The organism is Bacillus sp. AFS012607, assembly GCF_002558005.1.
Classification (GTDB): Bacteria; Bacillota; Bacilli; order Bacillales; family Bacillaceae_G; genus Bacillus_A; species Bacillus_A thuringiensis_S.
The window spans coordinates 80396-93875 of the sequence record NZ_NTVM01000011.1 but is presented as its reverse complement, the minus strand read 5'-3'; the positions used below and the strand labels follow the sequence as shown (position 1 = coordinate 93875).

The window sequence follows — 13480 nt, the reverse complement described above, 5'->3', positions numbered from 1 at the left end:
ATGTTCGTACTATGGACTGTCATTTAGATGTAGAAGATACAGAAGAGATTGTTTCTGTATCATAATATAAATAGTTAGGGTAAACCCTATTCCTTACAGCGTTTAAGGCACCTTTTATAAGGTGTCTTTTTTGTTATATTTTCATCAAAAACCCTTTACTTTATAGCGTTTTAATAGTAAAATATAAATATACGAACAAACGTTCTTTTATTTTAAACGTACATGAAGGGATGATTTTAACAATGGCTCCATTAAAGCGCAGAGGAAGAAAAAAGCAAGCACCTATTATTTCAAATACAGGCTTTATCGGCTCTGTCTTTATTGATACATTGGAGTTACAAAAGAAATCCTATTATTTCGCTCGTAAAAAACTTCAAATTGTTCATCACGTATTAGATGGTCTCTCTGGAGCAACAAGTGCTTTATTTAAAGAACATAACATTTCAGCATACATGTCATGTGTGTATTTACATAAACAAAAGAAAATTGGTTTTGTTCTTTCAACGAAACCATTTGAACAAAGTGATGGCGTTGCTTATTTTGTAAATTATTTAATCGAAAAGAATTTTTACGGCGACCATGACGAAGATGTAGAATATCAAGAAGTATTTAATACAGGTTTTATCGGTGTAGTATTCGCTGATTTGTCTAGTATAGATCGCTTTAATTTCGAGTTTGAAATGGGTATGCTAACGAAATTAATGAAAGATATGATTATTCCGGTTAAAGAACTCTTTTTACGCCATAATGTACCGGCTTACATCTCCACTTCTCATTTAGAAGAACAAAACAAATTAGGTTTCGTTCTCTCTGTAAAGCCATATGATGAACGCGCTGAAGCTGATTTATATTTTGAAGCGTATTTAAAAGAACGAGGATTATTTATTGGTGATGAAGAAGATGATATTGATAAAATTGTTATTAGAAAAACAGCTGAATTACGATAGAAAAGCGCAGGATGCTGATCCTGCGCTTTTTATAATTTATGAAACTGATTTACCAAATAAACGGTATTAGTTTTTTTGTATTCTGTTTATACACTGTAAATTGTTCTCCATACTTTATCTGTAAGTAAGCATCAGATTTTGGAATATAATAAATACAAAGAACAGGCCTAGAGATATAAACAAACTATAAATATTGCTAGAGATAAATGCTAAACCTAACACCCAAAGGCAATCCCCCAGATAATTAATATGAATCGCATATTTAAATAAACCGCCTGTATATAGCTTACCTTGATTTACAGGATTATCTTTAAAGGATTTTCTAAGTAGCTCTGAAACTGTGTTTAACATACTTCCTCCTAAAAATAATATCCAACCTATTGTAAGTAATATTAAATTAGGATCCTGATTACTAGTAATCATTAAGATTGGAAAACCTAAATAATAAATTCCAAAAGCAATACTGTTCATAATGGCTTCTTGCCATGAAATCCCTCTAGGCAACCATATAAACATCATAGCTGTTAATCGTAAAGTGGTGATAATTAAAGCTATAAACAACCCTATTGAAATGCCTTGTTTGAAATAAGTAATGAAAAGCAAGTAAAACGCAATGATTAGATAGATAATCTCAGTAACTAAAATTAATATTTTTTCTTTTATTGTTGGCCGGTTTATACCATACATTGTGATACACCCCTTCCTTTATTCATTTTATAGGAAAATATACTTCTATGATGTTATTCTCCTCCTGTGTGCTATAAGGATTCGTTTTATAAACTTCAAACGGAGCGCCATTCAGTTTATAGTTATTTTCTTCAATCCAAACATGTAGCTTTGTATGAATAAAAGGTAATTCTTCGTAAGAACCAATAAGCGTAGCCATTGCGCAAAGACCGGGATTAAACACTTTTGTTTTATTAGTGGCTTCTGCAAGGGGAATCGCAATTTCTACATCATAATTTTCAGGTACATATTCTGAACTATGGAATATAGCAAGTGTTTTTGCACTAGGTAATAAATTTTCAAATGAAATTTTACTAAACAACTCATTAAAGTGTGTTAGGAAATCAGCGGTATTAATTTATTTTCGCTGAGATAATATATTATAGGTTAAGTGATTTACAAGATTAATCTCAATATGATTTAAGTAACCTATGTACTTTAACTGGAGAGGACTTGTACTACGCGTTCATATAAATTTTATAGACGTTAAGGATTTTGTTTTATGGGAAGTGTTCTTGCTATGGAATCGGAATTGTAAATATAGATGAACGTGATTCAAATCAAAAAAAGGTACTCCTAGAAGTACCTTTTTAACTATTCTATATGTGCGAACGTTTTCAAAAATTATTGGATATAAATTGACGTACGCATTGTATTAAATGGCGCGTTTATAGATGTTTTTTGGTATTCAAATGTTCCTTGTTGATGTCCAGACGCATCCCATTTGTAATACCAGCCAACGATTGGTTTTCCGCCGATTATTGTGGATCCAATACTTTTTACATTAGAACCATTCATTTTAGTAAACGGATTTTGACCGTATCCCATCTCTTTCGTTGTAATATATAAGTATTTTCCCCCGTGGTTACGTGTTGTGCTAAAGCTGTTTTGGTTAATTGTTTCTACTCCGCCCAGCTCAGACTCTACTTGTACGACGTTTAGTGAAGTAAGTGGTGCTGCTGGTCCAGCTGAAGCTTCTGTTGCCATCCCTAATCCGACGAACGCTGTGATTGCTAACGATGAAATCCCTAGTGCTGCTTTTTTAAACATAAAAAACATCCCCTTCCATCTATTGTTTTCTCTTTCATTGTCAATATAATCCTAATAATCTTATATGTAAATAGATTGTAACTGCAGAAATAAAAGGTAGAATATTCTGATTTATTAGCATTTAAAAATATGACTTCAACTTTTTTCGTTAAAGATAGTCATCAATCTCTAACTACTCTAACTACCTAATGACCTCAAATAAACGCTATTCAAGTCATTTTAAGAGGTACAAAAGACCTTATAGTATATAAGGTCTTTCCCAACACTCTGAAAAAACCCGTGAATGATTCACGGGTTTTACTTTAATAACTAATTGCTATTGTTCCCTCACCTGCATGAACCGCAAATGAAATTGGTAATGGATATAATTTGAAATCTATTTCGGGGAATGCTTGTTTAATATCTGCAATCCATTCTTCCGCTCCAGCTTTATCGTTAGCATGGAACATATGAAGTACTTTTGGTAATTCTTTTTCAAGTTCATTTTTAATATATTCTCGACATTTTTGGATTTTACGAACTTTCTTTTCAAGTAAAAGCTCTCCACCTTTTACTTCTAGTATTAAGTTCACACTTAATAAACTTCCAAGTAAAAATTGAATACCCTTTACACGACCACTCGCATATAAACCTTTTAAACTCTTTGGGAATACATGAAAAGGTCTTCTTTTTTCATCTACTAATGTTTTGTGTATATCTTGTAAAGTCATACCATCATTGTATAACGATTTCGCTTTTCTAATTAATTCATCCATTGGATAACTTGTTGTTTCACTGTCTAATACAGTTAATGGAAAACCTGCCATTTCTGCAGCTAACTTCATATTTTGATAGGTTCCACTTACTTTTCCGCTAATAGCAACTGCAAATCCTTCTTCATATTCTTCTTTGCATTTTGTAAACAACTCTACCATTTCCCCAATATTAGGTTGTGAAGTAGTGACTGTTTTACCTTCGTTTAACGCATTATAAACCCGTTCACGTACACCTTCTTCACAATCTTTGTACGAAATTCCATCAATAATAACTTCGATTGGGATAACAAAGTTATCTCCTTCTGTTTTAAAATTCGCAGTTGTACTATCAGTAATCCAAGCAACACGCTTCATGTTGTTCCTCCCTTAATTCAATTCCTCTTTTCTAATTTTTCTATATATTTATGTTATAAAAAGAGAATATCCCTGTAATAGTAACAGGACTTTATTATTTTGGCTATAGTAGATGTATATTAAATGTGACTATTTCTTGTCTATTCCACAAATAAAAAGAAAATCAAGGAATTTGCTCGATTTTCTTCTTATTCATATACTATTTAAAAGTTTCATTATCTAAAATTACAACATAATCATTCGTTAATCTTCCTGCCTCTTTTGTATAACTAACAAGCCTTTGTATATTATCACAGCAAATTTTTGCTCCCCATACGAGTAACGGTACGCCAATAAAATCGATATGGAACCTTCTAGAAAACAGACCACCAAAAGTCATTGGTAAAGGTACGGTTGGTGATGTATTAGAAAAAATAATTTTTTCATGACTTTGATAATGTTTTTGCAAGATTTCTCCTAAATGCTTCATCGCTGGTACAACAACTTTTGATGCGCCACATCCAATCGTATATACAGGATGACCGTTTTCGTCTATTCCATGAAAAATAATTTTTCCCATATCTTCTGTTTTCAATTTATTAAAGTAATCTACATTCAAAATTTCTTCTTTTGTTAACTTACGATCCGTTGGTAATTTATTTAAATGATATGCTGCAGCTAGTGATGTTGTATGTGTACCGCCGAAGTCTGTGTAAATGTATATCATATTATCATCCCTTGTTGTAAAAGTTCAATGTTATTTAGTATTACCGTTCGCAACAATGTTAAACAAGGGATGCATGTATTTACGCTTTTTGTGTTAATTCATTATATTTTTTCCAAATATAATAACGTCTACTAATTACGGTGCCTAATGTAATACATAAAAAGGCATTTGTTACAACCATTAGTGTCTGGTGCGTGCTACCAGAAAACATACTTTGTTTAATAATAATTTTTGCTCCTAAAATAACAAGAAGAATTATTGTACTTACCCAATTTCCTTTCCGTAGTACATGACCCGTTTCACTATCTAATCGAAATGTTAAAGCTTTCCCCCGTATAATTCCAATACCTAAGCCAATTCCAAGCATTACAAAAAACAGTAGTCCTTGCAGCAAAGTTATTTGTCCCATACGAATAATGGACTGAACTGTTACAAAGCACAACAAAGCCGGAATGAGCCAAATACGGTTTATTTTCACTTTTCGTTCTTTACTTTGCATCAAAACAATAATAAGAACAACAAGTAAAATATCCATTTAGAATCCTCCTATAAACTTGTTTATCTTTAAAGATTATATTCTCCTCTTTTCATTCCATAATTGAAATACAATAGCTACTTTCAAGTGTAAGATGGAAAATGTGAGTTCTCATCAGCCTTAAGCATTATTTATAAAAATAAAAAGACGTACTTTTTACTCGTACGCTTTTAATAACTCGTTTAAACTCCTATTTATCAACTAATTCCACACCTTTAGAATTAGTTTTACCCAACAATCGAATGTTAAATTTATTAATAGCTTTTAAAAAGATATTATAAATACAATATCCAACAATAGAACCTATAACATTACAGATCACATCATCAATATCAGTAATACGTCCCACTCCACTAAATAAAGACTCAATTAATTGTAGCAATTCAATACTAACTGATATAGCAAATCCTAATAAAATATTATTTTTGAATTTCGTATATTTATCCCATAAGATTGGTGCTGAAAATCCTAAAGGCATTAATAATAAAATATTCCCGCCTACATTTCTTACAATTAGACCAATCATAAACAGGGCATCCCCATCATAAGCACTACCAATTTGATTGATGTCTTTAATAATTGATGCAAATGGTATTATATTGACCGAGCGATTCAGATTTTCAACATTAGAAGGAAAACCAATTGGTAAAGGGAATAAAGTTACTGCAACAACCATACAAATGTAGACCACGAATAAAAAACTTATTATTTCTTTCCACCAAATCACATGTTTTTTATTTTTGGTACCAATTAATATTCCACGTACAATTAAATAACAAATAACCCCTAAAATAATAAACAAACTACCGTTGATCATATACAAATTGCTAACACGCCCTTTCATATGAATGAATAATTAAAATTTACAACTATATAGTAATGTTTTCGAATTCCAAAATCTATATAATTGTATATATTTTTATGAAATTATAAAACCCTTTATTTACTAAATAAAGGGTTTCTCGTTAACTAAAATATTTTTCAAAATAGAAACTATCATGAACCCGTTTAAATTATTTTTGTATCTCTTCTTTAATATCCATATAATTAAAAAGCTCTTTCTATTTCTGTCATTAATTTTTCGGGTCCTGCCCCTTTATTCGATGGAATAACTAAAGTGATTCCTAATTCTGGATATATAGACGAGCGAAAACTGACGCCTGGATCATATCCCATTATATGATATTTGAATACCTTGTTTTCTCGTGTTTCAATCCATATTCCATAGCCGTAAGACTGTTTATCATTTACTTGAATGTGGGGAGTTAAAAGTAACTTTGTATATTCCTTTCCTAAAATTTCATTATTAAATAGTGCCGCCCAAAATTTCAGCATGTCTGGTGCAGTAACATATGCACCTCCATCAGCTCCTCCTTTTATTGGTATAGAGTAGGCGTTTGTTCTCCAATTTTGGTTAGTTTCATCCTTTATATATCCTAGTGCTGTATGTCTTGGTAATCTATCTAAAGAAAAATAGCCAGAATCATTCATACCAATTGGATTAAATATGTTCTTTTCTATATACTCCGTAAATTTAAATCCCGTCTGTTCTTCTATTATTAATCCGAGTATGATAAAACCTGCATTGTTGTAGTGAAACTTACTTCCAGGTGTAAACATCATATTACTGTTTTGGAATAATGGTAAAAAATCTTTTAAGCTCTTTAATAGATACATAGGTGTTTGTTTCCAAAGATCTTCGAAGTTATCCATAATACTTTCATCAAAATAATCTGGTATACCAGCGCTATGCGTTAGTAGTTGATGTATTGTAATATCTTCATCAAAGTTTGGAAATTTTATCTCTAGACAATCTTTTAATTTTGTATGAAAAGAAATAACACCTTTTTCAACAAGTTGACAGATGCCAATTGCAGTGAAAATTTTACATCCTGAGGCAATGCCGAATCTTGTTTGTATCGTATTGCTTATACATTCACTTTGGTTTGCGTAACCCAATGCTTTTTCATAGACTAGGTTTTTTTCTTTTTTTACTAAAACTACTCCAGAGAAATCTATTTCCTTTTGTATTTCTTTTACAATTTTATTAATCTCATCTTTTGTTTTTATCACGACAACCACCCTTATCTTTCCAAATTGTTCTTTCCCCTTATTAATTTTTCCATATAAAGGGGAAAGAACCCTCTTATTGAATACGATAAATTGTTAATGAGAACACAAAGTTTATTTCGAATTTATCCCGCATTAACGGACAGTAAGACCCCCACCTCAAAATTCAGTGGAAGTTAAGCGGGGGATGAACAAAACCCCCACTGATTAAAGTTTCACTTTATTGATTCAGTAGAATACAACTTAGATTGCAATGGGAATAAAGTAAACACACACAATACGATAGTGATAAATAACATTATTAATGACCCTACAATAACTACAAGTTGTATAGAAATGAACTGAGTCGCAACACCAGATAATATTGTAATAAAAATTGTTACTAACGCAATAATAAGCCCATATATACTCCCGATCCGTCCCATCATATGAACAGGGATGTTATTTTGGTAAAATGTATAAAATCCTGTATTTGCATATGCCATCGAAAAAGATAAAATAAAGAATCCAATAGCAGCTATTAAAAATACATTTGAAAAGGCATAAATTAAATAACCAATTGCGATGAATAATGATCCTATTCCAATTAGAAATGAAGGTGCTAATTTCTTTGACAAAATTGTATTTGTTATGGCACCTAATATATAGCCTGCACCAGCTATACTAACTAGAAAACCGTATTCACTATCTGTTAGTAGTAATACCTCTTTCGCAAACGATAGTTCAAGTGAATCAGTAGCAGTTGCTAATACGAACATACTTTGAAATAAGAAATACACATATACGACATACACATGTTTTCTACTAAAATTTATAACAGTGCTCCAATCTTTTTTTAATACTGTAAGGGATAATGTATTGCTAGTTGTATCCGAATCTTTTTTCTTATCAAGGTTGGGTAAAAGTAATGTAATTAATCCTGATAAGAGAAATGCTATAGCATTCATATATATAGCGAATTCTGGTGTACCCGCAATTAATAATTCCCCCGCTACTGCTGGTCCAATTAGTGATGCACCAGATCCTATTAAACTACGTAGTGAGTTGAAACGTTGTCTTCGCTCTACTGGAATTAATTTCGTCATATACGTCATAGCAGTTGACTCATAAATTGCACTGGCCATACTTATAAAGAATACGAATACATAAACAATCCAAAGTGACGGAAGTAAAGGTAAAATAGCGATAAATAACGCACGATATATATCGAGGTGAATCATTAACTTCCGTTTATTTAAACGATCAATCATACTCCCAGACCAAGCGTTTGTAAATAAAGTGGCTAATGGTTTTATTACATATAAAGTAGCAACAGCTAAGGCTGAGCCACCCATATTATAGACAAGTACATTCAGTGCTATTAAGTAAATCCATGCCCCTAAATTCGCAATACCAACTCCGGACAATAGTAATAAAGGATATTTCCAATCTTTAAGTAAGTTTTTCATTTTTTGCCCCCGCTTTCCAAATTGTTTTACAACAATAAAAAAATCCCACCCCCAAGACTTTTAATCTTAGGGACGAGATTATCATCGCGGTGCCACCCTAGTTTGTTAATATGTCACCATACTAACCTTATCAGGTACTGCATTCTCATTCATGCTTATACCATAGCTCTATAACGGGAGCTCCCGTCACACCACCCCCTTCATAACAGGTTCCGGTGTACTGCTCAGAGGCTTGATTCAATAAAGAATTTTTACTCCTTTTCAGATAAATGGAGCTCTCTGTGAAAAATTCATTTTATTTACTATTCTCTTCACTGCATTTGATTTTTTCCATATTATCACAAATGATTTTAACTGTAAATAAAAAATAATCAGATATTTAATAACGTATTATTATTAATTCGCTTATTTATTATTTTTTCTAAAAATTACGGTGCGTGAAATTACTTATAACTCTAAAGAAAGAGCCATTTTCATATAGCTCCTTCCAAATACCTGAATTAATTCGTATTCGCCTCTGTTAACGGTTGTAACGGCGGTTCTAATTCTATTTCTAGTGTATCTCCTTCTTGTAAACCTTGTCCTTTTTCAATACTTTGGCTCGTTACATAACCCGTACCAGAAGTTTTCAAATCTAATTTCAAAAGCTTAGAGAAATACATAACATCACGCATGGACCAACCTTTTACATTTGGCATATGTGCGTTATTTCCTAATAAAAATATACGATCTCCTTCACTTATTACCTCGCCAGACTGTGGGTATTGTTTTATTATTTTTCCTTCTCCTAAAATTACCGGCTGTAGCTTCTCTTTTTCTACACTTTTCTCTATTGTATCCATCGATTTATTTACATAATTTTGCACTTTTAATTGAGATTGTTTCGCTGCATCAGCTATTTGTTTTTCTGTATACGGTTTCACTTTTAAATATTCAAGGCTGTTTTTTATAACAGGTTTAAATATTTCAGCAAGAGGCTGAGCTCCATACTCATCTCCTTTTAACTTTGGCTGCTTAATAGCTAAGTATACGATTAACTCCGGATCATCAATTGGAGCCATTCCTAAAAAGGAAAAAATGTAATTCTCTTTCCCTTCCATATATCGGCCGTTTTCAGGATTCGGGATTTGTGCTGTTCCTGTCTTACCTCCAATTGGATAACCATCCACTTTATACATTGTACCAGTTCCTTTTGAAGATGTTATAACACGCTCCATTAAGCTTCTAACCTTGTCCGCTGTTTCTTTTTTTATCGGATTCCCAATTTCTTTCGGTTGATTTTCCATAATAACTTCTTTGTTTGTTGGATTTACAATTTTATCAACGATATATGGTTGCATCATTTTCCCGTCATTTGCTATTGCAGTAGCCGCTTGGATTAATTGAATAGGAGTTACTGTAGAACCTTGGCCGAAAGAAGTTGTAACTTGTTGAATTTGCGTATTTAATAATAAAGTATTTTTACTTTCACCAGGTAAATCTATTCCTGTTTTTTGATTGAATCCAAATTTATTCATATATTGCTTAAATTTATTTGGTTTCAGTAACTGATCTTCTAAAATAGAGAAAGCTACGTTTGATGACCTTTCAAAACCTTCATCAAACGTAATTGATCCCCATCCAAATCCACCATTATGATCTTTTATATCAGATGAACCCACGGAATATTTTCCAGATTGAAAATATTCTTTTCCGTTATATACACCTTCATTAATGGCAGCTGCTAACGTAAAAACTTTCATTGTTGAACCTGGTTCATATGCATTTGCAATCGGATCATTTAAAAAGTATTCGATATCACCTACATTAGGATTGTAACTAGGTTTACTAGACATTGCTAAAACCTTTCCTGTTTTTGGATCAGCAATAATTCCAATTAACATAGAAGGATCATAATGCTCTTGTGCTTTGTTCATCGCTTCTTCTAAAAAGCTATTAATTTGTTTATCAAGGGTTAAATATACGTTATTCCCATTTTTAGCAGGTTCTACTTTACCTATATCATTCGTAAGCGGAATCCCCCTTCGTGTACCCACATATTCTATATTCCCGTTTGTAGAGCGCAAATATTTATCCAAACTCTTTTCAAGCCCAAACTTTCCTTCTGTATTCCCTTTATCATCTGGTCTAGCAAAACCAAGTATATAGGATGCAAAGTCTTCATTCGGATACACTCTTGCTTTTTCCGTCATAAAAGATACACCTGGTATTTTTAAATTATTAATTTTTTCCTTCGTTTCCCTAGATAAGTTCCGACCAATTTTTCCAATTTCAACTTGTGTACGCCCTTCATGCAAGTTTTTCAATACTTCTTCTTTATCAATTTCAAGCGCATCGGCTAATTGTTGTGCGGTTTCATCTTTATTTTTCACTTTATCTTTTCCTTTTAAATTCACAACAACTCGATACGTTGTAGAATCTTGTACTAACACCTTCCCGGTTTGGTCATAGATAGTACCACGATTCGCTTCTAAAACACCTTTTTTATTATGTTGTTCATTCGCTAGATCCTTTACATTCACATTATGCACGACTCCTACTGCCTGAATATAGAATATACGCAAAATCATAATAAGAAACAAAACAATAAAAGCAATCATCATATATCGAGCGCCTTTATTCGTTTGGAGTTTTTGCATACTTATCTCCTCTCTTTTGGAATGGATTCGTACGAAGATACGTTTTTAAATTTGTAATTTTTGTTTGCGATACTATATGTTTCGAAGTTTTCTTTTTAATTCCTTTAAAACAATGCAAAACTAACTGTTGTTATTTTGTGTCATTATTTTATATAATTTAAATTCGGTGCGTGAAATTTCAAAATATTAATTAGTACAACTTGATTACAGAGCACTCTAAACTCTTTTCGTATTTCCTATAAAAAAGTTCCCCTCTGGATGTCCAAAGGGGAACTTTTTTATAATACAATTATGCGATATGGTTATATTTCGCTAAGAAAGGAATTCGTCTCGCTACTAATGCATACATTTTGAATACAAGTTTCGCTATTGGTTCAAACATACGTGCACTTTGCATTACTAATGCGCTCATAATAAGTGTTAAGAATGCTGCACCAAGTATATCTAAAGGATAATGAACACCTACGTACATACGTGATATACCGACTAATACTGCCCATAATAGCGCGATATATTTCAGTTTTTCTCCTCTAAGAATAAATACGAAGACGATTGAAAATACAAGTACAGAATGATCGCTAACGAATGATGAATCTGCTGCATGTGGTACTAATTGATGTACATCATGTGATACGAACGGACGCGGATGGTAATATACTGCGTGTATAAGAACATTTACTAATAATGCAAAAATAACCGAAAGCGTCGTATATAAAACTGTATATTGTTTTCTAATTGCCTTATCTTTCTTTCCATTATTAAACCATAAGATAAGCATAAATAAAATGGCTACGTATGCAGCGCTATTTGTAATAGCAACCATTAACGTATCTAATAGTTTGGATGAATCAGCAAAATTATTAAACCACTGAAATACTGTGTAATTCATTAAACTCTCTCCTTACATACAAGTGTTCTTGATTTACACAGTATACAATACCATTATGAAAATAGGCTTAAACTTTTTTCATCTAATTCTCATTTTACTATTATTCATATGACAATTATAAAACAAATTTTATACGCAATTTATGTATAAAGCTGGTAAGCCTTTATAATAAGGCGGTTCGTATTTTTTCATGTTTGGGATACATAACATATTCATTTAAATATACTAATTGCAAAATCATATTTTTTAATTCATTTGAAGTACAATATTTCCGAATTGTTCTCCATGTTCCATACGGCTTAGTGCTCGAATTGCTTCTTCTAACGAGTAAACTTTATCAATAATTGGTTTAATTTGATGTTTTTCTATAAATTTTATCATCTCATTAAATTCCTCACCGCTACCCATGGATGTTCCCATAATATCAATTTGATTGTAAAATAGCGCGCGTAATGGTAATTCAATTTTATCTCCTGAGCTTGCACCAAAATTCACGATTCTTCCATTTGGTTTTAATACATCAAAATATTTCAAAAAAGTTGCCGGACCTATACTATCTATTATTAAATCTACTTTTTCACCTTGTAAGCTCTCTTCCCAATTTCCAGCACTATGAAAAGAAATATCTGCACCATATTTCTCAGCAAGTTCCCTTTTATTCTCTACCCTAGAAGTAACACTCACTTTTGCGCCAATTGCTTTCGCGAATAACATGGCAAATGTAGCAACACCACCGCCTATTCCCGGAATTAAAACGTGTTCGCCGCACTTCAGTCTACCTTTTGTAAAAAGCGCTCTATATGCAGTTAGTGCGGATAAAGATAAAACACCTGATTCTTCCCAAGTAAGATATGAAGGCTTTTCTACTACATTTTCAGCTGGTACAATTACATATTCAGCAAACGTTCCATCTTTCGGTCCACCTAGCACTTCCGGTAACTCCGGTACTTCAGTAGCATGTTCCCATCCAATACTAGGATTAATAATAACTTCTGTATGTAGTTTAATATTTGAAACTCCTTCTCCTATTTCTGTAACAACTCCTGATCCATCTGACCCTATTACTAATGATAGATCCATTTCTTTTCTATTATTTATAATAAATAAATCCCTATGATTTAATCCTGCAGCTTTTAACTTTACTTTTACTTCACCTGCATTAGGACTTATCTCAGGTGAAAATTTATATTCTAATCCCTCTAATCCTTTTTTATATTGATGTACAATAGCTTTCATTGCTTAATTCCCCCTTAATATTTCCAATGTACTCGAAATATCAAAATAAATAAAATAGTTTGCCTCCAATAATTAGAACTTATATATTTTGTCATGAAAAAAACAAAAAATCCCCTCCCTATAAA

At 32.1% G+C, this 13480-nt stretch carries 12 protein-coding genes, 1 pseudogene and 1 other annotated feature; of the genes and pseudogenes, 1 reads left to right on the top strand and 12 read right to left on the bottom strand.

Going from position 1 to position 13480, the window contains the following annotated elements:
• Positions 1-242: 242 nt before the first annotated feature.
• Positions 243-947: a hypothetical protein gene (locus CN409_RS13140; RefSeq protein ID WP_000035353.1), complete on the top strand. Its 705-nt coding sequence runs from the start codon at positions 243-245 to the stop codon at positions 945-947.
• 114 nt (positions 948-1061) lie between these two features.
• Here the strand turns inward: CN409_RS13140 and CN409_RS13135 are convergent, their stop codons facing one another.
• The 12 genes and pseudogenes from CN409_RS13135 to CN409_RS13080 all read right to left on the bottom strand — a co-directional run bounded on the left by CN409_RS13135 (position 1062) and on the right by CN409_RS13080 (position 13355).
• Positions 1062-1634 carry a DUF1295 domain-containing protein gene (locus tag CN409_RS13135; protein WP_003278526.1) on the bottom strand — a complete coding sequence of 191 codons (573 nt, stop codon included), beginning with the start codon at positions 1632-1634 and terminating at the stop codon, positions 1062-1064.
• Between the two features lie 22 nt (positions 1635-1656).
• Positions 1657-2106, bottom strand: a pseudogene (locus tag CN409_RS13130) (GyrI-like domain-containing protein); the annotation flags it as partial.
• Between the two features lie 191 nt (positions 2107-2297).
• Positions 2298-2723 carry a DUF4879 domain-containing protein gene (locus CN409_RS13125; RefSeq protein ID WP_000472921.1) on the bottom strand — a complete coding sequence of 142 codons (426 nt, stop codon included), beginning with the start codon at positions 2721-2723 and terminating at the stop codon, positions 2298-2300.
• A gap of 302 nt (positions 2724-3025) precedes the next feature.
• A complete protein-coding gene (locus CN409_RS13120) occupies positions 3026-3832 on the bottom strand; it encodes a DegV family protein (protein ID WP_016077593.1) in 807 nt (268 codons plus the stop codon).
• 199 nt (positions 3833-4031) lie between these two features.
• Entirely contained in the window at positions 4032-4538 is a 507-nt protein-coding gene (locus tag CN409_RS13115; protein WP_000639423.1) for a DUF3189 family protein, read from the bottom strand.
• A gap of 79 nt (positions 4539-4617) precedes the next feature.
• The gene (locus CN409_RS13110) at positions 4618-5073 is read right to left on the bottom strand and encodes a DUF1453 family protein (protein WP_000353715.1); all 456 of its coding nucleotides are present in this window, start codon (positions 5071-5073) and stop codon (positions 4618-4620) included.
• 190 nt (positions 5074-5263) lie between these two features.
• Positions 5264-5896: a VanZ family protein gene (locus CN409_RS13105; protein ID WP_000281840.1), complete on the bottom strand. Its 633-nt coding sequence runs from the start codon at positions 5894-5896 to the stop codon at positions 5264-5266.
• A 224-nt stretch (positions 5897-6120) separates the two neighbouring features.
• Positions 6121-7146, bottom strand: a complete 1026-nt coding sequence (locus tag CN409_RS13100) for a serine hydrolase domain-containing protein (protein ID WP_000598055.1) — start codon at positions 7144-7146, stop codon at positions 6121-6123.
• A gap of 212 nt (positions 7147-7358) precedes the next feature.
• Entirely contained in the window at positions 7359-8591 is a 1233-nt protein-coding gene (locus tag CN409_RS13095; RefSeq protein ID WP_086390550.1) for an MFS transporter, read from the bottom strand.
• Positions 8592-8656: 65 nt separating this feature from the next.
• Positions 8657-8915: a binding site (T-box leader), on the bottom strand.
• Positions 8916-9091: 176 nt separating this feature from the next.
• Complete coding sequence (locus CN409_RS13090; RefSeq protein ID WP_001170953.1) at positions 9092-11230, bottom strand: penicillin-binding protein; 2139 nt, start codon at positions 11228-11230, stop codon at positions 9092-9094.
• 289 nt (positions 11231-11519) lie between these two features.
• Positions 11520-12119, bottom strand: coding sequence for an undecaprenyl-diphosphatase (locus tag CN409_RS13085; protein ID WP_001110130.1), 600 nt, complete (start codon positions 12117-12119; stop codon positions 11520-11522).
• A 246-nt stretch (positions 12120-12365) separates the two neighbouring features.
• Positions 12366-13355, bottom strand: a complete 990-nt coding sequence (locus tag CN409_RS13080) for a zinc-binding dehydrogenase (RefSeq protein WP_000644526.1) — start codon at positions 13353-13355, stop codon at positions 12366-12368.
• Between the last annotated feature and the right edge of the window lie 125 nt (positions 13356-13480).